This is a genomic window from Actinopolymorpha sp. B17G11, from assembly GCF_040196095.1.
Lineage (GTDB): Bacteria > Actinomycetota > Actinomycetes > Propionibacteriales > Actinopolymorphaceae > Thermasporomyces.
This window is the reverse complement of the sequence record NZ_JBEFTW010000003.1, coordinates 60,366-80,922: the sequence shown is the minus strand read 5'-3', so window position 1 is coordinate 80,922 and position 20,557 is coordinate 60,366. Positions and strand designations below refer to the sequence as shown.

General features: G+C 68.9%; 19 protein-coding genes and 1 pseudogene. 9 read left to right on the top strand and 11 right to left on the bottom strand.

The annotated features are described in order from the left end of the window. Window positions 1-116: 116 nt before the first annotated feature. Entirely contained in the window at window positions 117-893 is a 777-nt protein-coding gene (locus ABN028_RS04620) for an SDR family NAD(P)-dependent oxidoreductase (protein WP_349695737.1), read from the bottom strand. Window positions 894-993: 100 nt separating this feature from the next. Here ABN028_RS04620 and ABN028_RS04615 point away from each other — a divergent pair, with 100 nt between their 5' ends. From ABN028_RS04615 to ABN028_RS04605, 3 genes are all read left to right on the top strand, one after another. Continuing rightward, entirely contained in the window at window positions 994-1,341 is a 348-nt protein-coding gene (locus tag ABN028_RS04615) for a cytidine deaminase-like protein (RefSeq protein WP_349695736.1), read from the top strand. Window positions 1,342-1,403: 62 nt separating this feature from the next. After that, window positions 1,404-2,342: a GTPase Era gene (gene era, locus ABN028_RS04610; RefSeq protein ID WP_349327758.1), complete on the top strand. Its 939-nt coding sequence runs from the start codon at window positions 1,404-1,406 to the stop codon at window positions 2,340-2,342. A 50-nt stretch (window positions 2,343-2,392) separates the two neighbouring features. Then, complete coding sequence (locus ABN028_RS04605; protein ID WP_349695735.1) at window positions 2,393-3,382, top strand: TIGR01777 family oxidoreductase; 990 nt, start codon at window positions 2,393-2,395, stop codon at window positions 3,380-3,382. On the opposite strand, the gene ABN028_RS04600 is transcribed toward ABN028_RS04605, so the two are convergent. Continuing rightward, complete coding sequence (locus ABN028_RS04600) at window positions 3,355-4,341, bottom strand: GNAT family N-acetyltransferase (protein WP_349695734.1); 987 nt, start codon at window positions 4,339-4,341, stop codon at window positions 3,355-3,357. The genes ABN028_RS04605 and ABN028_RS04600 overlap by 28 nt on opposite strands. A 283-nt stretch (window positions 4,342-4,624) precedes the next feature. On the opposite strand from ABN028_RS04600, the gene leuA reads away from it, so the two are divergent. Continuing rightward, the gene (gene leuA, locus ABN028_RS04595) at window positions 4,625-6,301 is read left to right on the top strand and encodes a 2-isopropylmalate synthase (protein ID WP_349695733.1); all 1,677 of its coding nucleotides are present in this window, start codon (window positions 4,625-4,627) and stop codon (window positions 6,299-6,301) included. Between the two features lie 103 nt (window positions 6,302-6,404). Here leuA and ABN028_RS04590 read toward each other — a convergent pair whose 3' ends face one another. Genes ABN028_RS04590 through ABN028_RS04580 form a run of 3 tightly spaced genes read right to left on the bottom strand, consistent with a single transcriptional unit; the run spans window position 6,405 to window position 9,368 of the window. Continuing rightward, the gene (locus ABN028_RS04590) at window positions 6,405-7,547 is read right to left on the bottom strand and encodes a Gfo/Idh/MocA family protein (RefSeq protein WP_349327660.1); all 1,143 of its coding nucleotides are present in this window, start codon (window positions 7,545-7,547) and stop codon (window positions 6,405-6,407) included. Further along, window positions 7,544-8,311 carry a ThuA domain-containing protein gene (locus ABN028_RS04585; protein WP_349695732.1) on the bottom strand — a complete coding sequence of 256 codons (768 nt, stop codon included), beginning with the start codon at window positions 8,309-8,311 and terminating at the stop codon, window positions 7,544-7,546. Before ABN028_RS04585 ends, ABN028_RS04590 begins: the two co-directional genes overlap by 4 nt. Before the next feature lie 40 nt (window positions 8,312-8,351). After that, complete coding sequence (locus tag ABN028_RS04580; protein ID WP_349327662.1) at window positions 8,352-9,368, bottom strand: LacI family DNA-binding transcriptional regulator; 1,017 nt, start codon at window positions 9,366-9,368, stop codon at window positions 8,352-8,354. A gap of 373 nt (window positions 9,369-9,741) precedes the next feature. On the opposite strand from ABN028_RS04580, the gene ABN028_RS04575 reads away from it, so the two are divergent. Then, a complete protein-coding gene (locus ABN028_RS04575) occupies window positions 9,742-11,856 on the top strand; it encodes an ABC transporter substrate-binding protein (RefSeq protein ID WP_349695731.1) in 2,115 nt (704 codons plus the stop codon). Window positions 11,857-12,125: 269 nt separating this feature from the next. On the opposite strand, the gene ABN028_RS04570 is transcribed toward ABN028_RS04575, so the two are convergent. Beyond that, entirely contained in the window at window positions 12,126-12,443 is a 318-nt protein-coding gene (locus ABN028_RS04570) for a Fe-S cluster assembly protein HesB (RefSeq protein ID WP_349327663.1), read from the bottom strand. 222 nt (window positions 12,444-12,665) lie between these two features. Here ABN028_RS04570 and ABN028_RS04565 point away from each other — a divergent pair, with 222 nt between their 5' ends. The 3 genes and pseudogenes from ABN028_RS04565 to ABN028_RS04555 all read left to right on the top strand — a co-directional run bounded on the left by ABN028_RS04565 (window position 12,666) and on the right by ABN028_RS04555 (window position 15,214). Next, entirely contained in the window at window positions 12,666-13,370 is a 705-nt protein-coding gene (locus ABN028_RS04565) for a CPBP family intramembrane glutamic endopeptidase (RefSeq protein ID WP_349695730.1), read from the top strand. Between the two features lie 66 nt (window positions 13,371-13,436). Further along, window positions 13,437-14,162, top strand: a pseudogene (gene recO, locus ABN028_RS04560) (DNA repair protein RecO); the annotation flags it as partial. A gap of 230 nt (window positions 14,163-14,392) precedes the next feature. Next, window positions 14,393-15,214 (top strand): isoprenyl transferase, encoded by an 822-nt coding sequence (locus tag ABN028_RS04555; protein WP_349327666.1) that lies wholly within the window; start codon window positions 14,393-14,395, stop codon window positions 15,212-15,214. Between the two features lie 118 nt (window positions 15,215-15,332). Here ABN028_RS04555 and ABN028_RS04550 read toward each other — a convergent pair whose 3' ends face one another. The 5 genes from ABN028_RS04550 to ABN028_RS04530 all read right to left on the bottom strand — a co-directional run bounded on the left by ABN028_RS04550 (window position 15,333) and on the right by ABN028_RS04530 (window position 19,109). Then, window positions 15,333-15,734 carry a Fur family transcriptional regulator gene (locus ABN028_RS04550; protein WP_349695728.1) on the bottom strand — a complete coding sequence of 134 codons (402 nt, stop codon included), beginning with the start codon at window positions 15,732-15,734 and terminating at the stop codon, window positions 15,333-15,335. 80 nt (window positions 15,735-15,814) lie between these two features. Next, window positions 15,815-16,768 (bottom strand): metal ABC transporter permease, encoded by a 954-nt coding sequence (locus ABN028_RS04545; RefSeq protein ID WP_349327760.1) that lies wholly within the window; start codon window positions 16,766-16,768, stop codon window positions 15,815-15,817. A 2-nt stretch (window positions 16,769-16,770) separates the two neighbouring features. Beyond that, window positions 16,771-17,550 (bottom strand): metal ABC transporter ATP-binding protein, encoded by a 780-nt coding sequence (locus ABN028_RS04540; RefSeq protein ID WP_349695727.1) that lies wholly within the window; start codon window positions 17,548-17,550, stop codon window positions 16,771-16,773. Next, window positions 17,550-18,536, bottom strand: a complete 987-nt coding sequence (locus tag ABN028_RS04535; RefSeq protein WP_349695726.1) for a metal ABC transporter substrate-binding protein — start codon at window positions 18,534-18,536, stop codon at window positions 17,550-17,552. The genes ABN028_RS04540 and ABN028_RS04535 overlap by 1 nt, the downstream gene beginning before the upstream one ends. A 57-nt stretch (window positions 18,537-18,593) precedes the next feature. Next, window positions 18,594-19,109 carry a DUF6703 family protein gene (locus ABN028_RS04530; RefSeq protein WP_349695725.1) on the bottom strand — a complete coding sequence of 172 codons (516 nt, stop codon included), beginning with the start codon at window positions 19,107-19,109 and terminating at the stop codon, window positions 18,594-18,596. Here ABN028_RS04530 and ABN028_RS04525 point away from each other — a divergent pair. Next, window positions 19,093-20,511 (top strand): glycine--tRNA ligase, encoded by a 1,419-nt coding sequence (locus ABN028_RS04525; protein ID WP_349327671.1) that lies wholly within the window; start codon window positions 19,093-19,095, stop codon window positions 20,509-20,511. The two genes, ABN028_RS04530 and ABN028_RS04525, sit on opposite strands and share 17 nt — an antisense overlap. Window positions 20,512-20,557: the final 46 nt, after the last annotated feature.

Below are 20,557 nucleotides of genomic sequence, written 5' to 3'. Positions count from 1 at the left end.
CGTGCCGCTCCGTGCCGGACAACGAGGCGCGCGACCGGTGGCGGATGTGAGAGGCCGCGGGCCAGCATCCGCTACCGGCGCGCGGTGGCCTTCGCGAGCGGTCGTTCCTCCACTTCCTACGCCGACAGGCCGCCGTCGACCATGAAAGTCGCGCCGGTGACATACGACGCCTCGTCGCTGCCGAGGAACACGATGGCGTAGCCGATCTCACGCGGATCGGCCTGTCGCTTCAGCAACGTCGGTGTGCCGGCCGCAAGCGCCGCGCGCGCCTCGTCCAGGCTCTCACCGGTCGAGGCCGCCCGCCTGCGGACGTGAAACATCGTGAGCGTCGGGCCCGGGCACACGGCATTGACCCGGATCCCCTCGGCCGCGTGGTCGTGGGCCATCGACCGGGTGAGCGCGAGCACGGCCGCCTTGGTCGCGTCGTACTGCGCCATCCCGCTGCGACCACGCAGGGCGTTGGCGGACGAGACGTTGACGATGCTTCCGCCGTCGCCGGAGGTGACCATCGCCGGCACCGCGAACTTCGAGCAGTAGCCGACCTGGAGCAGGTTGCCCTTGAGAATGGTGTCCCAGGAGCCGGTGTCGGCCTCCGTAACGGGACCGTAGACGCGGACTCCGGCGACATTGGCCAGGATGTCGAGGCGGCCGAACCTGCCTACGGTCTCGTCCACCGCCCGTCGCGCCTCGGCCTCCTCGTCCAGCCGGGCGCCGAGGGCGAGAATCCGGTCACCACCGGCGTCGATCTCGCGCGCCGCACGCTCGGCCTCGCCGGCGTCGACGTCGACCACCGAGACCGATGCGCCCTCCTCCCACAACAGTTGGGCAGTCGCCTGCCCGATGCCGCCTCCGCCGCCGGTCACCAATGCCACTTTGCCCGCAACACGTCCCATGCGGACGATCCTAGAAGTCCTTCGGGTGGACGAACGGATCCCGAATGCCGACGGGCCTGCACCGGCCACAGGCTCTCGGTCGCCCCTCTAGGATCGGTCCGTGACCAGTCAGGAGCTCGATCCCGAGGACGCGAAGATCGTGACGCTCGCCCGGGCCACCCGATCCCGGGCAGGGAGTGCGCAGGGGGCCGCGGTGCGTGACACCACCGGACGCACCTACACGGCGGCCACGGTCTCGCTGTCGTCACTCCAGCTCTCCGCGCTGCGCCTCGCGGTGGCCATGGCGGTATCCAGTGGCGCAGAGGGCCTGGAGGCCGCCGCTGTCGTGGCCGAGGAAGCCGCCGTGGCCACGGAGGATGTCGCGGCGGTTCGCGACCTGGGTGGCGAGGGCGTCCCGATCCTTCTCGCGGGTGCGGACGGCTCGGTCACGGAGTCCGCGTCCACCTGAAGCTCCGAGGTCGACCTGAAGCTCCTGCTGCCAGAGCTCCAGCCGCGAAGGCGTAAGGGAGAATCAACGGGGTGAGCGAGAGTACGCAGGAGTACCGGAGCGGTTTCGCGTGCCTGGTCGGACGCCCCAACACCGGCAAGTCGACCTTGACGAACGCCCTCGTCGGCCGCAAGGTCGCGATCGCGTCGGCCCGGCCACAGACGACCCGTCACACTGTTCGCGGCATCGTCAACCGGCCCGAGGCGCAGCTCGTGCTGGTCGACACCCCTGGGTTGCACCGGCCACGTACTCTGCTCGGGGAGCGGCTCAACGCCCTCGTCCTCACCACCCTCGGCGAGGTCGATGTCGTCGGTGTGTGCCTGCCGGCGAACGAACGCATCGGACCAGGTGACCGGTTCCTTGCCGGCGAGATCGCGAAGGTCCGCCGGCGGCCGACGGTCGCCATCGTCACGAAGGCCGATCTGGTGGACCGGACCGCGATGTCCGAGCAGCTGCTCGCGGTCTCGAAGCTGGCGGACGACACCGGCATCACCTGGGACGAGATCGTCCCCGTGTCGGCCACCTCGGGGTTCCAGATCAACCTGCTCACCGATCTCCTCATCAGCCAACTTCCGGCTGGTCCGCAGCTCTATCCCGAGGGGGAGCTGACGGACGAACCCGAAGAGATTCTCGTCGCGGAACTGGTTCGCGAGGCGGCGTTGGAAGGCGTACGCGACGAGCTTCCCCACTCCATCGCGGTGGTCGTGGAGGAGATGGGGCTGCGCGAGGACCGACCCGACGACAAGCCGCTGCTCGACGTTCACGCCAACCTCTATGTCGAACGGCCGAGCCAGAAGGCGATCGTCATCGGTACGAAGGGCCGCCGGCTGGTCGACGTCGGCACCCGGGCACGCCACCAGATCGAGGCGCTGCTGGGAACGCCGGTCTATCTGGACCTGCACGTGAAGGTGGCGAAGGACTGGCAGCGCGACCCCAAACAGCTCCGCCGCCTGGGCTTCTGACCGTGGCGTGGTGACGGTGCGGGCGAAGGACCGCGCGGTGAGGAGAGCCTGTGAAGATCGTGATTACTGGTGGCACCGGTCAGGTCGGGCGCATCCTGAGCCGCGCGCTGGTGCGCTCGGGCCACCAGGTCGTGGTTCTCAGCCGAGGCGACGGCCGAGGACTGGCGCCGGGCGTCCGCCACGAGAGCTGGGACGGCCGTACGCAAGGAGCGTGGACCAAGGAACTCGACGGCTGTGACGCGGTGATCAACCTCGCTGGCCGCAGCGTGAGCTGTCGCTACTCCGAGTCCAACCTCCGGGCGATGATGGACTTACGGGTGGACTCCACGCGCGCGGTGGGCGAGGCCATCGAGCAGGCGACGACGCCGCCCCGTGTGTGGCTGCAGATGAGCACCGCCACGATCTACGCCCACCGCTTCGACGCACCGAACGACGAGGCGACGGGCATCATCGGCGGAACCGAACCCGACGTCCCCGGCTACTGGGCGTTCAGCGTCGAGATCGCCAAGGCGTGGGAACGTACGCAGGATCAGGCCGACACGCCGCACACCCGCAGTGTCGCGTTACGCACTGCGATGGTGATGAGTCCGGACCGAGGTGGGGTGTTCGACGTCATGCTCCGGATGGTTCGGCTGGGTCTGGGCGGCCCCGTCGCGGGCGGCGCACAGTACGTCTCATGGATCCATGAGCAGGACATGGTTCGCGCGGTCGACCTCCTGATTGGCCGCGACGATCTCGCGGGACCCGTCAACCTGGCCGCGCCCGAACCTCTGCCGCATCGGGACTTCATCCGTGCCCTGCGTTCGGCGTGGGGAACCCGGCTGGGCCTGCCGGCCACCAGGTGGATGGCCGAGCTCGGCGCCTTCGTCATTCGTACCGACACCGAACTGTTGCTGAAGAGCCGCAGAGTCGTCCCAGGTCGGCTACGGGACGCGGGGTTCTCCTTCGACTTCCCGCACTGGGCCGGCGCCGCCGAGGACCTCGTCCGCCGGGTCAGAGCGGAACGGCCTGGTCAGACGTCGCGTTCCCAGCTGTCGTAGCGGGCGGCGATCCGGTAGCCGAGGGCTTCGTTGACGCCGATCATGTGGGAGTTCGACTCGGCGTTCCAGGTGTCCACCCAGCGCACCTGTGGCTCCGCCTCCGCGAGCCACGCCATCATCTCCGCCTTGAGCAGCATGCCGAGCCGGTGGCCCCGGTGCGCCCGCGCCACCGCGGTGTCGTACTGGCCGCCCCATTCGGGCAGGTCCGGGTGGACGCCCACGATGGTGTGACCGGCCAGCGGGCCGTCAGTGCCGAGGCGGGCGATGAGGCGGTACATGTGGACGCCTTCCGCGGCGCGGCCGGCCTCGAAGGCACGGATCCGGGCGCCGTCGAAGACGTCGTCGTCGACCTCCATGTCGCCGGTCGGCGCGTCGTTGATGGCTCCGGTCAGCTCGGCCACCGCGTCGAGGAGATCGTCCGGGATGGCCTCGGTCACCCGGAGCAGTGTGTAGTCACGGGCGGCCTCGCGGGCCTTCTCGCGCAGCTCGGCGACGCGCTCGTGGTCGATCGCCTGGAGGTCCTGGCGCCGGTGCACCTCGACCAGAACGTTCTTGAAACCCATCGTTCTGGCGAACTCCGCATGCCCCGAATCCGCCAAAGTGCCCGTCCCCACCAGCCTCCGGCCGGCCTTGCGTACACGCTCCAATGCCTCGTCGAGCAGGCGCGTCCCGTGCCCTTTGCGGCGTTCGTCCGGATGGACCACGATCCCGACGCCGGCGCGGTGGAGGTTCTCGCGGTACGACAGGTGCAGCGAGAGGTGGCCAATCACCCGGTCGGCTTCCCAGAGCAGCCACTTTTCGCCGGGCTCGCCGTCCCAACCGTGGGTGAGGTGCGCGACGTACGAGCGACGGGGCCAGGACGGGTTCCACGGCTCGTCGACCGCCCGGACGGCGTCGTCGAGAGCGATCGAGGCGTCCACGGCGGCGTCGTCACGGGGGTCAAGGCGCTGGAGATCCATAGCAGCCAAGGGTGCGGCCAGAGGCGGCCGGAGAGCAACGGGATTTCGACCCCGAATCCGCCGATCGACCAGGCCACTTGCGCGGTCCGCCGGAACGCCCGCTAAGGTGGGTCACCTCATGCGGTATGTGCGACTCCTCCTTCGCTGCCGCGGCGGGGCCCTCTAAGAGGCCGGGCTCCTCGCCGCGGAGTTCTTCGACGTCCTGGCCGCGCCGACACGTCAGCGAGAACCCAGCGAAGATCCCGAGGACTTTCCGATGCCGAACCGTCAGTGTCCCAGCGCCATGCCCTTTCATCGCTACCATGCGTTCCCTCCCGTCGAGCTGGCCGACCGCACCTGGCCCGACGCCCGGATCACCCGGGCACCCCGCTGGCTCTCGACCGACCTCCGCGACGGCAACCAGGCACTCATCGACCCGATGAGCCCGGCCCGCAAGCGGCGGATGTTCGACCTGCTGGTCAAGATGGGCTACAAGGAGATCGAGGTCGGCTTCCCGTCGGCGAGCCAGACCGACTTCGACTTCTGCCGCCAACTGATCGAAGAGGACCTGGTCCCCGACGACGTGACGATCTCCGTCCTCACCCAGGCCCGCGAGGAACTGATCGAACGCACCGCGCAGTCCCTGGTCGGTGCCAAGCGCGGCACGATCCACCTCTACAACGCCACGGCGCCGCTGTTCCGCCGGGTCGTCTTCGGCGTGGACCGCGAGGAGTGCAAGGCGTTCGCGGTCAACGGCACCGAGTGGGTGATGAAGTACGCCGACCAACTGCTCGCCGACACCGACTTCGGCTACGAGTACAGCCCGGAGATCTTCGTCGACACCGAACTCGACTTCGCCCTCGAGGTCAGCGAGGCCGTCATGGACATGTGGCAGCCCGAAGCCGGCCGCGAGATCATCCTCAACTACCCCTGCACGGTCGAACGGTCGACGCCCAACGTCTACGCCGACCAGATCGAGTGGATGAGCCGGCAGCTGTCCCGGCGCGAGCACGTCTGCCTGTCGGTCCACACCCACAACGACCGGGGCACGGCGATCGCCGACGCCGAGCTGGCCGTGATGGCCGGTGCCGACCGGATCGAGGGATGTCTGTTCGGCAACGGCGAACGCACCGGCAACGTCTGCCTGGTGACACTTGGGCTGAACCTCTTCTCGCAGGGCATCGACCCGCAGATCGACTTCTCCGACATCGACGAGATCCGCCGCACGGTGGAGTACTGCAACCAGCTACCGGTCCACCCGCGTCATCCGTACGCCGGCGATCTCGTCTACACCGCGTTCTCCGGTTCGCACCAGGACGCGATCAAGAAGGGCCTGGAGGCGCACGAGCGAGCGGCGGTTGCTGCCGGGGTGCCGGTGCGGGAGTTCGCCTGGGAGGCGCCGTACCTCCCGATCGACCCGAAGGACGTCGGTCGTACGTACGAAGCGGTGATCCGGGTCAACTCCCAGTCCGGCAAGGGCGGCGTCGCCTACGTGATGAAGGCAGAGCACCACTTGGACCTTCCGCGGCGGCTGCAGATCGAGTTCAGCCGGATCGTGCAGGACCACACCGACACCGAAGGTGGTGAGGTCCCGGCCGCGGACATCTGGCGGATCTTCGAGGCGGAGTACCTCAACCCTGGCACGGATCTCGCGCTCGACTCGGTGCACAGTTCGACGATGACGAACGGGCGCGACGCGTTGACGGTCGACGTCCTGGTCGCGGGGGAGCGGCGCACGCTCTCCGGTGAGGGCAACGGCCCGATTGCCGCGTTCGTCGACGCGATCGGTCAGGTGGGCATTGACGTTCGGGTCCTCGACTACAGCGAGCACGCGCTCGGCGCGGGAGGCGACGCCACCGCGGCCGCCTATGTCGAGTGCGAGGTGGGCGACGAGGTGTGCTGGGGTGTCGGTGTCGACGCCAACATCGTGAGCGCCTCGCTCAAGGCCGTCGTCTCAGCCGTCAACCGCGCCCGCCGCTGAACCGCGCCGCGGTCAACAGTCCCCGCGATGCACGGCAGTTCACCGTGCATCGTGGGGAAATGGCAGGACTCGTACGACGGCGACGCGACCGCGGCGGCCGGACTCAGGATGGCGGCGTGAGTGTTGTCCAGGACCGGAGCACATCACCCACGGCGGCGTCGTCGACGCTGGCCAGCGCTTCGGCGTGGGCTTGAGCGAGGACGTCGGCGACCAGGACCCGTTGGCGGCTGCCGGCCGACGCGATCGCGGCGTGCACCATGGCGAGGCTCATCAGGTTGTCGCGTGCCTCGCCCATCGGCGGCGTGCCGGAACGCAACGCCTGAACGAAGTCCCGCAACGAGCCAGCGATTCCGTCGAGTGGATCCACTTCGCCGGTGTCGCTGACCGGCGCGGTCGCCCGGCCCTCGACGATCTCGAGGGTCGGGGGACCGTCGCCATCCCACAACGTCGTCCCGTGCTCACCGCTGGCGCGCCACGCGGAGTTCCAGGACGTCTCCAACCCCTCGCTGCACCAGCTGCCGGTGTAGACGAAGCGTGAGCCGTCGTTCATCTCGAAGATCGCGGTCGTCGCGGCGTCGCCGGTGTACCAGCTCCACGCGGGGTTGTACTCATCGCAGTAGACCGCGACCGGCTCGGTTCCGGTGAGGAACCGCACGCTGTCGAAGGTGTGGATCGCCATGTCGAGCACCAGCGGATGGTCCATGGCGTCGCGGAAGCCACCGAAATGCGGGGCCTTGAAGAACTCCGCCACCAGGATGCCGAGCCCGCCCAGCTGCCGGATCATCCGCCGGAACGCGAACAGCTGCGGGTTGTAGCGGCGGCTCTGGCTGACCATGAAGAGGCGGTCGTACACCTGGGCCGCGGCTACCAGGTCCAGCGCCTCGGACAGCGTGGCCGCCAACGGCTTCTCACCCAGCACGGGCAGCCCGCGGCGCAGCGCCTGCATCGTCACCGCATGATGCGCCTCGGGAATCGTCACGTCGACCACGAAGTCGGCCGCGGTCTCGTCGACCAACTCCTCCAGGGTGCCAGCCACCGGAACGCCGCTCAGCCCGGCGTCGTCGAGTGCGGCCTTGGCGGCTGTGACATCGAGGTCGGCGACGCCGACGAGTTCGACGTCGTCCGCTGCCTGGAGGTTGCGCAGCCAACCGCGTCCCATCGCACCGACGCCGACAAGGATGGCCCGCAGGGGCGCGTTGCCGTCTGAGGAGCTCGTGCCGGACGAGCCGCTGGCGGGATTCGTCACGACTGCCCCTCCGCCTCTTCGTCATACCAGCCGAGCGGGCTGTTGCGCAGCTTCGGGGCGTCCCGGCCGTCGCCGGTCGGCGCCGCCCAGGCCACGGCGTTGCTGATGACCCGTCGTACCTCGAGCTGGTGGTAGACGGGGTAGGCCTGGTCGCCGGGGCTGAAGTAGAAGATCCGCCCGTTGCCGCGGTAGAACACACAACCGCTGCGGAACACCTCACCACCGGTGAACGAACTGACGAAGACGAGCTCGTCCGGATCCGGGATGTCGAAGACCTCGCCGTACATCTCTTGGGCGGGGATCACGATCGGGCTCGGCACTCCGCGGGCGACCGGGTGATGCGGTTTCAGTGTCCACACGAGCTCCCGGTCATCCCCCGCTCGCCAGCGCAGCGTGCAGGTCGTGCCCATCAGCTGGCGGAAGATCTTCGACAGGTGTCCGGAGTGAAGGACGACGAGGCCCATGCCGCCGAGGACATGGCGCTGGACCCGGGAGACCACCTCGTCACTGACCTCGCCGTGAGCGGCGTGTCCCCACCAGGTCAGGACGTCGGTGTCGGCAAGCACCTCTTCGGTGAGTCCGTGCTCGGGGTCGGCCAGGGTCGCGGTCCGCACGGCCGCGCCCGCTCCCAACTGGTCGCGGATCCCTGCCGCGATCGCGCCATGGATCCCTTCGGGATAACGCTGTCGTACGGCTTCCTCGGTCGTCTCGTGGACGTTCTCGTTCCATACGGTGACTCGGATGGTGCGCTCGCTCGTGCCCATGTCTCCCACAAGGTGATCAGCTGGCATCGGTCGTCTCGGGTCATGCGCGCCGGCCGCCATGGTCGGCGCGGGGTGGAGCGATAGTTTGCCCCTTGGTCCATCGTGCCGGGATCAACCCACCTCCCGACACCTCGCCCTCGATGCTGGCCAGAGCCAGCTCGACCGCCGTGCGGGTCATCTCCTGGACGGGCAGCTCTGAGCGCGCGACGGGAAGGTCGCTCGCGAGGTCAGGTGTCGCGCCGATCACGACCAGCGACATGTCGCGCGGGATCGAGTAGCCCGCCTCGCGCAGGATGGCGGGCATGGCGGGAACCTCGTGGTGCAGGATCACGGCGGTGGGCGCCGGATCGGCGGCGAGCAGGGCCTGAGTCCGGCGAACGAGTGTGCGGTGCGAGGACGACGAGCGCATGACGGTCAGGTGCACTCCGGCTTCCCGAGCTGCGGCACGGGCACCGGCCAATGCCCGCGGGGCGTAGTTGAGCCCGGCGCGAAACTCCGCATCCGAGGAACTCACGAACGCCAGTGCGCGGTGACCCGCGCGCACGAGTTCCCGGACGGCCAACGCGGCCGCGCCTTCGAAGTCGTAGTCGGACCACGGCAGGCCGCCGCTGGCCCGCGGGCGTCCCAGCAGCGCGGCGGGGAAGCCGAGTTCGTCGAGCACGGGGATCCGCGGGTCGTCGGTCAGCACCGACATCACGACGACACCGTCGGCCAGCCGGCTGCCGGCGACCCGGCGGAGTCCGGAGACGCTCTCCTCCGCCGACAGCAGCAACAGGTCGTGGCCGTGGGCGCGGGCAGCCGCGCTGACGTGGTGGACGAAGCGACCGCCGATCGCGTGGTAGGGCACCGTCTCCCGCGGGAAGGACAAGGCGAGGACCCGCGTCCGTGCGCCACGGAGTGCCCTGGCTCCCGCGTGCGGGCGGTAGTCAAGGTCGCGGATCGCCTCCTCGACGGCCTGCCGGGTGGTGGCGGAGATGCTCCGGCGGTTGGTCAGGACGTAGGAGACGGTGCTGGGTGCGACACCCGCCCTGCGGGCGACGTCGGCAATGGTGACCACCGATGCTCCCTCCGGCCGTGCGGGCAAACTCAACATCTCATTTCGGGTCCGCGCCGCCTCATCCTCTCACTGACCACCGGACAGCAAGGCGACGGAACACATCGTCGAATCAATTCGATGACGTTCGACGATGCGGGCCCTGTCGGCTCGGACGCTACGGCGGCCTGAGAAAACCTGTCAAGCGGTCTCAATCCGCTGTGAGGCAAGGCGAGTGTGTCCGGTAATGGACACGAAGGCAGCACTCACGGCTGCAGCCTTGACAGTACTCCGCTGCTCCGGACTACTGTTTCGGCCACGTTTCTATGTCGAATCGAATCGACGATTGGCTGGCGGCCGACGCAGGCCGCCGATCGCATTCTTGGAGGTCGTGACGATGGCGGCTCGCGACACACTCAGCCGGCGGGGATTTCTCTACAGCGCCGCGTTCGCAGTCGGCGGGGTGATGCTCAACGCGTGCTCCGGCTCTGGCGACACGCCCGGTCGGGACTCCGGCACCACCAAGGCCCCGACCGGCAAGGCGGCCAAGGGTTCGGAGCCCAAGCCGTTGCCACCGCCGGCGAAGCTCAACGAGGCACCCAGCCTCGCCGAGCTGGTCAAGGCGGGAGACCTGCCGCCGGTCGCCGAGCGACTGCCGGAACATCCGTACGTCATCCCGCACCGGTGGGCCACGACGGGCAAGTACGGCGGAAGCATGCGGCTCGTGTCAGAAAGCACCGACGGCTGGGACATGAAGGAATACATGTACGGCCACTCGCCGCTTCGCTGGCTCAACGACGGACTCGACCTCGGACCGGGCCTCGCGGAGAGCTGGGAGAGCAACGAGGACGCGTCGGAGTGGACGTTCCACTTCCGTGCCGGTCTGAAGTGGTCGGACGGCGAGCCGTGGACCACCGAGGACATCATGTTCTGGTGGGAGGACATGGTCCTCAACGAGGAGTACGCCGAAGGCATACCGGACGAGGCGCGCTCGGGGACGGGAAGTATCGCGAAGCTCGCGGCGCCGGACGACCTGACGCTCGTGATGACCTTCGACGCGCCCGCCCCGATGGTGCCGGACATGATCGCCAACTGGGTCAACCGGGGCATCGCCGCGTCGTGGATGGAACCCAAGCACTACATGAAGCAGTTCCATCCCAAGTACAACAAGAGCGTCCCGGAGAACTGGGCGGAGATCTTCGACGCGAAGCGCAACGCCACCACCAACCCCGAATCGCCGACCATGACCGGTTGGCTGCTGAAGTCACGTCGGGAGGGACGGTCGGCCACGTTCGAGCGGAACCCGTACTACTGGGTGGTCGACAAGGAAGGCAACCAGCTGCCCTACGTCGACACGCTGAACTTCGGCGTGGTCGACAATCCCGAGACCATGAAGCTGCAGATCCAGAACGGTCAGTTCGACTACGTACACGGGGCGTTCGCCGGTCTGAACCTCGGCGACGTGTCGGGCATCAAGGCCACGCAGTCGAAGAACCAGCTGGACATGATCCTCTGGGACAGCGGCTCGGGCACCGGATCGATCTTCTTCTTCAGCCAGGACTACTACGACCCCAAGATGCGCAAGCTCATCCGGATGAAGGAGTTCCGGCAGGCCCTCTCGCTGGCCTACAACCGTGCCGAGGTCCGGAAGTCGATCTACTTCAACACCGGTGACCTGACGACGGGCGGTTACGGGCCCAAGACCCGGGAGTTCCACCGCGGCGACGGTATGGCTGTCTACAAGCAGTGGCGTGACTCCTGGGTCGACTACGACCCAGACCGGGCCAAGGCCATGCTGGACGAGATCGGCGTGGTCGACAAGGACGGCGACGGCAAGCGCGAGATGCCCGACGGCACCAAGCTCGTCGTACGACTGGAGTACCCCGCCGACGCCGATCCAAGCGGCGAGCACATGCAGAAGAACAACATCCTGAAGAAGAGCTGGGACGCGATCGGCATCGACACCCGGCTCAGCCCGGTCTCGCCGGAGGCGTTGGACGACCAGTGGGCGCAGGGCAAGCTCATGAGCAAGACGGCGTGGGAGACGAGCACCCTCACCTTCGGCGCCGACCTGCTGTGGCTCATGCCCATGGAGCCCTCCCGCTGGGCGCCGCTGCAGGGACAGTTCTACTCGGTCCGCGGAACCCCGGTGGAGAAGCAGCAACTCGACGTTGATCCGTACAAGCGGACACCACCTCGGATGGAGCCCGAAGAGGGCGGACCCATCGAGCAGCTATGGGATCTCGCGGACCGTGCACGCGTGGAGCCGGACGCGGTCGCACGCGACGGGATGTTCTGGGACATGGTGAAGATCCACGTGGAGGAAGGACCGTTCTTCCTTGGCGCGGTCGCGAACTTCCCCAGGGTCGAGCTCGTCAAGCAGGGCTTGCGCAACGTACCCACCCGCGAGCAGACGGCACTCGGCGGTCTCGTCAACGACTGGCACCACCCGACGCCCGCTGCGTACGACCCCGAGGCGTGGTACTGGGAGGATCCTGCCGGCACATCCTGAACCGGGCAGGGCGATCACGCGGAGGCAGGCGTTGGGGGAGGCTGGAACCGGGCCGGCTCATTGCGCGACGCGTTCGAGCCCTCGCGAGGTCTCGTGCAACCATTCGAGCCGGGCTCGGGCCGGGACAGAGTGCGTTCGACAGGGACGGCGCTTGTCGAACGCACTCTGTCGCGGTCCCGGCAGAGTCGACATGCACCACTACCGCCGCCGACGCTGTGGCCGCGGTCGAGGTGAGATCGTCCGTTCGGTGAGGTCCGAAGGAACGACGGTCAGTTGGTCGCTGCGCCAGCGGCAGGCGTGCCGCCGGACTGCGTACCCAGGAAGAACTGGACGCTGCCCTGAGCGTCCACCTCGGCATCGAGGACCATCTGGTCGAGCATGGTCGACGCGCCTGCCTCAAGGAAGACGCGGGCACCCTGCTCCTCGACTACCTGGTCGCCATCAGTGGGTTCCGGGGCGACCGCGAGGCTGAGGCTCTGCTGGTCCTCAGGCTGCGCGGTGATGCGCAGTCCTGCGCTTCCGGGAAGCTCGGGGCTGTTCGTCAAGGACTGGATGACGAGCGCAGCGTTGTTGGTGAGCGCAAGCAAAATTGCTCCTCGGATTCGAGTGTGTGGAGATGGTGAACAGGCCCCACTCGAGAACGGCATGCGCGAACCGCACACTGCCGCGTAGGGGCCCTGGCCGGCTGGGCAGGTGGTGAATCACTCCCTGGTGCGTTGACTGCCGGTCATTCCACCCTTGCCCCTCATCGGCGCACAGTCAAACCCAGGGCTCGAGTTGGCGGGTCGCGGAAGCGGGATGATGGGGGAGTGACGACTACCAGTCCCCCCGAATCAGTCGCGTCTGCGCCCATATCCCCACGGTGGGGTATTCCCACCGTGGTCGCCGCGCTGTTGGGGTTCGTCGTACTGTCGTTCGGCGTGTCGGTCGCACTGGTTGCGCTGGGAGCCGATCCGGTTACTGCCGGAATCGTCGCGACTCCGGTCGGTTGGCTTGCCTTGGCCGGGTTGCCGATCGTGATGTCGCTGCGGCGTGGGAACGGGCCGCGTTCGGACCTTGCGTGGCGGTTCCGCCCGGTCGACCTCGGAATCGGCGCGTTGGGCGGTCTGGTGGTCCTCGTCGCCGCCGTGGTGTTCGTTCTCGTCTATGTGCAGCTCACCGGCGACACTCCCACCTCGTCGCTGGGTGTCGCCGCAGGCGAAGCCCAGGCCGACTGGCAGGTCGTGGCTCTGGCCACGCTCGCGCTCGCCGCCCCGTTCGTCGAGGAGTTGCACTTTCGAGGGGCGTGGTGGTCGGCGCTCCGGCGGCGCGGGCTGGGTGGATGGCCAACCCTCCTGCTGACCGCGGGGCTGTTCGCCGTCATCCACCTCGAGCCGACGAGGGTCGCGCTGTTGTTCGCCGCCGGGTTGGCCGCCGGGTACGTCCGGCTCGTCACCGACCGGCTCGGTCCCGCCATCGTCGCGCATCTGCTCATCAACGGCATCGCCGTGATCGGGCTGCTGAGTCTGCTCTGACAGCGGGCCAAACCCCGTGCGGTGCCTGCTCTGCCACGGGGGCTGGCGACAGGTAAGAATGGCGGCGTGACCCTGTACGTCGACGAAGCGATCGTGCTGCGTACCCAGAAGCTCGGCGAGGCCGACCGCATCATCACCATGCTGACCCGGCACCACGGTCGGGTACGCGCGGTCGCGAAGGGCGTCAGGCGGACCACCTCACGCTTCGGCGCCCGCCTCGAGCCGTGTTCCTACGTCGAGGTCCAGCTGGCGGTGGGGCGCTCGCTCGACGTGGTGACGCAGGCGGAGACCCGCCGTCCCTACGCCGAGGCGATGTACGCCGACTACGGCCGCTACACGACGGCCGCGGCGATGCTCGAGACGGCCGAACGGTTCACCGCCGAGGAGCGGGAACCCGCCACCCAGCAGTTCCTGCTGCTCGTGGCGGCGCTCCGGGCGCTCGCCGAGGTGGCGCATGATCCGGGACTGATCCTCGACTCCTACCTGCTGCGATCTCTGGCGGTCGCGGGCTACGCAGCGTCGTTCGATGCCTGCGCACGGTGTGGGATCGGGGGACCGCACCGCGCGTTCTCCCCGGCGGCGGGCGGCATGGTGTGCGCCGACTGTCGGCCCGCGGGGGTCGCGCTGCCGGCCGCGGAGACGGTGCGGCTCCTCGCGGCTCTGCTGACCGGTGAGTGGGAGGTGGCCGACGCCAGCGACGCCCGTCACCGCCGCGAGGCGACCGGCATGGTGTCGGCGTACCTCCAGTGGCATCTGGAACGCGCCCTCCGATCCCTCCCGCACGTCGAGCGATTGGAGCCGCCCGGGACCATGAGCACGGAGCCGCGCGGGACCATGAGCACGGAGCGGGGCGGGACCATGGATACGGCGCCGCGCGGGACCATGAGCACGGAGCGGGGCGGCGAGCGAGTGGGTGGAGTGGTCGGTGAGGAACGAGGTCGCGAAGGAGGGGCGTGCCGGGTGCCGGGGCCGGGTAGTGACGCGAGCATGGACACAGGCGTGGGCGCAGGATGAGCCCAGGAATGCGGCGTCGCCGCCGTCCGCCGGTCCGGCCACGCCCGCCGGTCGTCCCACCCGACCGGCACCCGTCCGGCGCCCGGCCGCCGGAGATCCCGGTCGACCTCCTGCCGCGGCACGTGGCGCTGGTGATGGACGGCAACGGCCGTTGGGCGAAAGCGCGTGGCCTGCCGCGTACCCGTGGGCACGAACGCGGCGAAGGCGCCCTCCTCGACGTGATCAAGGGTGCGATCGAGATCGGCGTGAAGACGCTCTCGGCCTACGCGTTCTCCACCGAGAACTGGAGTCGTTCCGCTGACGAGGTGCGGTTCCTGATGGGTTTCAACCGGGACGTGATCCACCGTAGGCGCGACGAACTCGACGCCATGGGCGTACGCATGCGCTGGGCGGGCCGGCGGCCGCGGTTGTGGAAGAGCGTCATCGCCGAGCTCGAGGAGGCCGCGGAGCGTACGCAGGACAATGACGTGATCACGTTGCAGTTCTGCGTCAACTATGGCGGCCGGGCGGAGATCGCCGATGCCGCGCGGGCGCTCGCCATGGATGTCGCGGCGGGAAAGGTTCGCGCCGACCGGGTGGACGAGCGGATGCTGGCGCGCTATCTCTACGAACCGGATCTCCCCGATGTCGACCTGTTCGTGCGTTCCTCGGGGGAGCAGCGGACCTCGAACTTCCTGCTCTGGCAGTCGGCGTACGCGGAGATGGTCTTCCTCGACACGTTGTTCCCGGACTTCGACCGGCGGGATCTGTGGCGGGCTATCGAGATCTATGCCCAACGGGACCGGCGTTTCGGTGGGGCCGAGCCCAACGTCGTCGACGGGAGCTCCTGACGTCGGACCGGCCCCCTCGGTGATCATGCTCCGGGCCGCCGCCGATGTGGTTGAGGGGCCCTCGTCCAGGCCGGCACACTGTCGCCACGGGCCGGTCGTCGCTACGGGCTGGTCGCTGTCACCGGGCCGCACAGGAGCCGCAGGTGCCGAAGACCTCGACCGTGTGGGTGACGTCGACGAATCCGGCCTCGCCAGCCACGCGGTCGGCCCACCGCTCGACTGCCGGGCCCTGGACCTCCACGGTGCGCCCGCAGGACCGGCACACCAGATGGTGGTGGTGTCGGGAGGTCGCGCAGCGGCGGTAGACGGTCTCGCCGTCGGCGGTACGGATGGCGTCGACGTCGCCGGCGTCCGCGAGTGAGGCGAGGGTGCGGTAGACGGTCGTCAGTCCGACCGTCTCACCGCGCGATCGCAGCAGGGCATGAATGTCCTGCGCGCTGCGGAAGTCGTCGATTCCGTCGAGGACCTCGGCGACGGCAGCGCGCTGGCGGGTCGCCCGCAGCTTCGGCCCGGTGGTCACCTGGATACCTCCTCGATCGCCGGTCGCGGGTCCATTCTCGCCGACGGTCTCACGCCAGCGACGAGGCGTCCCGGAGAGCACTAATGCTCGTCGTAGTGCGCGCCGTGGACGGCATGGCGGTGCCCATCGTGGACGTAGTCGATGTGATCGTCATGGTCGATCGCAGGATGCCCGCAGCCGGGGCCGTGCTGGTGGAGGTGATCCTCTGCCTCTCGATGGGGCCGCCGGAGCAGGGAGCGCAGCCCGGACGCCAACGCCATGACGACGAACACCGCGATCGCCGCCAGCACGATCGTGCCGCCCGAGGGCGTGTCGGCGTAGTACGACGCACCGACACCACCGACGCTCACGACCACGCCGATCACCATGGCCGTCGCGACGGTTCCGGCGAAGCTGCGGCCGAGACGCTGGGCGGAGGCGACCGGCACGATCATGAGCGCACTGACGAGGAGGAGCCCGACGACCCGCATCGACACGACGACGGTCACGGCGACCATCACGGCGAGCACGACGTTGAGCCCGAGCACGGGCAGGCCACCGGTCCGGGCGTACTCCTCGTCGGCCCCGACCGCGAAGAACAGCCGGGCACCACCGATCGTCGTGACGAGCACGCCGATCGCGAGCGCGGCGAACACGACGAGGTCGGCCGGCGAGGTGGTCGTGATGGACCCGAACAGGAACGCGTTGAGGTTGGCCGGCGTGCTCCCGGGTGACTTGGCCATCAACACGACGCCGCCGGCGATGCCGCCGTAGAAGAGGACGGCCAGGGCGACGTCGCTGCTGGTGCGCCCCTTGGTCCGCATGAACTCGATCGCGAGCGCGCCGGCGATGGTCGCGGCGAGCGCGGTCCAGATCGGTGCGGTGTTGGTGAGGAGACCGACGCCCACGCCGGTGAGGGCGACGTGGCCCATGCCGTCGCCGATCAGTGCGAGCCGCCGCTGGACGAGGTAGACGCCGACCGCCGGTGCGGTGAGGCCGATCAACAGTGCGGCGAGCAGCGCCCGCTGCATGAAGTCGAACTGCAGGATCTCCATGGTCACCGGACGCTTCCGAGGCTGAGGACAGCCTCCGTCGGTGGCCCGTCGTAGCGGACCCGGCCATGGTCGACGACGACCGTACGCCTGACCAGGGCCGCGACCGGCGCCATCTCGTGGGTGGCGAGGAGCAACGTGACCCCGCCGGCGACCAGCGTGGACAGGGTGGCGGCGAGGATCTCCTGGTTGGGTGCGTCGACACCGGCGAACGGTTCGTCCATGACCAACAGGTCGGGCTGGCTCGCCAGGGCGCGGGCGATCAGGGCGCGGCGCTGCTGGCCGCCGGAGAGGGTGGACATCCGCTCGTGTGTCTTCTCGGCCAGCCCGACGGTCGCGATCGCGTCGGCCACGATGCCGCGGTCACTTCCGGTCAGCCAGGGCCGCCACCGGTGGCTGACCAGGCGGCCGGTGCTCACGACCTCGCCGACGGTCGCGGGGACACCGCCGCCCACGGTCTGCCGTTGCGGGACGTAGCCGATCCGAGCTCGCTCGCCGAACCGCTCACCTGGAGTGCCGAAGAGCTCGAGCGAGCCGGCGGCGAGGGGGACGAGCCCCAGGATGGTGCGCAGCAGGGTCGACTTGCCGGAACCGTTCGGGCCGAGCAGCGCGACCACCTCGCCCGGGTGGACCTCGACGTCGATCCCACTGAGGACCGGCACGCCTGCGTAGCTCACCGCGCCGCCGAGGATCCGGACGACGGGACCTCCGCGCGCGGCGGTGCCCGCGGGCGGTGTGACCTGCGGCGCGGTGGTCGCGGACGACGGGTGGTCGTCGGGGGGCACTAGCAGTCCTGGCCCTTCTCCAGCGTGGCGAGATTGGCTCGCATGACGCTCAGGTAGTCGGTGCCGGCCGATTCGTCGGTGAGCCCTTCCAGCGGATCGAGGACGGCAACGTCGGCCCCGGTCTCCGTCGCCAGCGTGTCCGCGATCGACGGGTCGACCAGTGTCTCGTAGTAGATCGTACGGACGTCGTGGCGGCGGACGAACGTCGCGACGGCACTGAGCTCGGCAGGCGACGGCTCCTGCTCGGGTGAGAGCCCGGCGATGCCTTCCTGCTCGAGGTCGTAGCGGGCGGCGAGGTACCCGAACGCCGCGTGACTCGTCACCAGTTCACGGTTCGTGCACGTCGCGAGGCCGGTGGCGAACTCCTCGTCCAGGGCCTCCAGGTCCGCGCGGAGGGCGCCGGCGTTGCGCTCGTACGCCTGAGCGTGGTCGGGGTCGAGGGCGGCCAGGCGTTCGGCGATCCCGTCGCCCACCCCGGCGAGGCGTACCGGGTCGAGCCAGAAGTGGGGGTCGGGCGCTCCTCGGGCCTCGTTGTCCGCGTGGTCTTCTTCCCCGTCCTCGTGAGCGTCCTCATGTACGTCCGAGGCGGCCGGTCGGGTCAGCCTGGCCAGGGTGGTGACGTCGAGGCTGTGGCCGCCCGCCACCTGCGCGATGCTGTCGTCGACCGCGGGTTGGAACCCGTTCAGGTAGATGACGAGCCCGGCCTCCTCGATCGTCGCGACGTCTCGGGGCGTGAGCTCGAGGTCGTGCGGCTCCGCGCCGGGTTTGGTGAGGTTCGTGACGTCGGCGTGGGATCCGACGATCCGTTCCGCTGCGTACTGCAACGGGTAGAAGGCCGTGATCACCGCCAGTTTGTCGCCGGCTCCGGGGGCCCCTTCGGTATCGGTTCCGCAGCCGGTGACTCCCCCCAGGACGACCAGGAGGACGCCCGCGCAGGCTCCGACCAGCACTCCGCGGCCCCGGGACCGCCTCCACCCTAAGAACATGAGAATCATTGTCAATTAGGGCGACCGGTATGTCAACCGCGCCCGCGCCCGCGGCACTCAGGGCAGGAGGCTCAGGACCAGCGCCACGACAGCGAGTCCGAGGGCGACGACCCTGAACACCCGGCGAAGGCGATCGCCGTGATGCCAGGCGAGATAGGCCACCCAGCCCATCACCAGGACGAGGGCGGCCAGGCACACCGAGCTGTAGGGCCGAGGAGCCGTCAGGCCGCCGAGAAGCAGCGCGACCGGGATGAGCGCGACGAGCCACCGCGGCAGGGTGTGCAGGCGGACGAGGAGGGGATAGCTCACCTTCTCGACGCGCGCCCGGAACCCGCTCGATGCCGGAGCGGCCGAGGTGGTGCGCGACTGACGTGGCGAGTGGGGCCCGCTGGACACGGTTCTCCTGACATCAGGTCGGGTCGGGCGCCTGGGCCGGCGCCTCTCACCCCGATCTTCCCCCACAGGCTGTCCGAACCCTGCGTCAGGTGCTGCAACGTCCCGGTAACCTGTGGAGTTCCGCGTACCCCGCCGACACCCAGCCGGATGGAGCGACCACGTGCCAGCCGACCGCATCGACACCCTCGTCAGTCTCTGCAAGCGTCGCGGTTTCGTTTTTCCCTGCGGGGAGATCTACGGCGGTACCCGGTCGGCGTGGGACTACGGCCCACTCGGCGTCGAGCTCAAGGACAACATCCGGACGCAGTGGTGGCGGTGCATGGTCCGCTCCCGCGACGACGTGGTCGGGCTCGACTCGTCGGTGATCCTGCCGCGGGCGGTGTGGGAGGCGTCCGGGCACGTCGAGGCGTTCGTCGATCCCCTGACCGAGTGTCAGAGCTGCCACCGCAGGTTCCGGGCCGACCACCTCGAGGAGGCGCATGCGGCCAAGCACGGGACGCCGCCCGCCGGTGACCTGGCCGACGTCGCCTGCCCGGTGTGCGGCACGACCGGTGCTTTCACCGAGCCGCGGATGTTCAACGGCCTGCTCAGGACCCATCTCGGTGCGGTCGACCCGGGTGACGAGCGGTCCCACGGCGGGGGATCCGGCGCCGGCACCGGTCTGCACTTCCTCCGGCCGGAGACCGCGCAGGGGATCTTCGTCAACTTCGCGACCGTCATGGCCTCGGCGCGTCGCAAGCCGCCGTTCGGGATCGCCCAGACGGGTAAGAGCTTCCGCAACGAGATCACGCCGAGCAACTTCATCTTCCGTACGCGGGAGTTCGAACAGATGGAGATGGAGTACTTCGTCGAACCGGGAACCGATGAGGAGTGGCACGACTACTGGCTCAAGACCCGGTGGGACTGGTACGTCGGCCTCGGCATCGATCCCGACAACCTGAGGTTCTACGAGCATCCCAAGGAGAAGCTCTCGCACTATTCCAAGCGGACGGTCGACATCGAGTACCGCTTCCGCTTCGGTGGCGAGGAGTTCGCCGAGCTCGAGGGGATCGCCAACCGCACCGACTTCGATCTGACGACGCACGCCAAGCACTCTGGCGCCGACCTGTCCTACTTCGACCAGGACAAGGGCGAGCGCTGGACGCCGTACGTCATCGAACCGGCAGCCGGGCTGACCCGCGCATTCCTGGCGTTCCTGCTCGACGCCTACACCGAGGACGAGGCGCCGAACGCCAAAGGCAAGCTGGAGAAGCGGACCGTCCTACGCCTCGACCGCCGGCTGGCTCCGGTGAAGGCGGCGGTCCTGCCGTTGTCCCGCAATGCGGACCTGTCGCCACGGGCCAGGAAGCTGGCGGCACAGCTGCGTACGTGCTGGAATGTGGACTTCGACGATGCCGGTGCGATCGGACGCCGGTACCGTCGGCAGGACGAGATCGGTACGCCGTACTGTGTGACAGTTGATTTCGAGACCTTGGAGGACCTCTGCGTGACGGTGCGTGAGCGCGACTCGATGGCGCAGGAGCGGGTGTCCCTGGACCGGGTCGAGGGATACCTCGCCGAGCGTCTCGCCGGCTGCTGAGTCCTCCTTTCCTCTGCTGTGGTGGCACGACTGCTGTGAAGACACG

Coding starts and splice junctions, on each gene's coding strand:
- ABN028_RS04620 (WP_349695737.1), bottom strand. CDS start 893: ATGGGACGTGTTGCGGGCAAAGTGGCATTGGTGACCGGCGGCGGAGGC.
- ABN028_RS04600 (WP_349695734.1), bottom strand. CDS start 4,341: ATGGATCTCCAGCGCCTTGACCCCCGTGACGACGCCGCCGTGGACGCC.
- leuA (WP_349695733.1), top strand. CDS start 4,625: ATGCCCTTTCATCGCTACCATGCGTTCCCTCCCGTCGAGCTGGCCGAC.
- ABN028_RS04585 (WP_349695732.1), bottom strand. CDS start 8,311: ATGGGCACGAGCGAGCGCACCATCCGAGTCACCGTATGGAACGAGAAC.
- ABN028_RS04575 (WP_349695731.1), top strand. CDS start 9,742: ATGGCGGCTCGCGACACACTCAGCCGGCGGGGATTTCTCTACAGCGCC.
- ABN028_RS04555 (WP_349327666.1), top strand. CDS start 14,393: ATGCGGCGTCGCCGCCGTCCGCCGGTCCGGCCACGCCCGCCGGTCGTC.
- ABN028_RS04545 (WP_349327760.1), bottom strand. CDS start 16,768: ATGGAGATCCTGCAGTTCGACTTCATGCAGCGGGCGCTGCTCGCCGCA.
- ABN028_RS04535 (WP_349695726.1), bottom strand. CDS start 18,536: ATGTTCTTAGGGTGGAGGCGGTCCCGGGGCCGCGGAGTGCTGGTCGGA.
- ABN028_RS04530 (WP_349695725.1), bottom strand. CDS start 19,109: ATGCGGTCGGCTGGCACGTGGTCGCTCCATCCGGCTGGGTGTCGGCGG.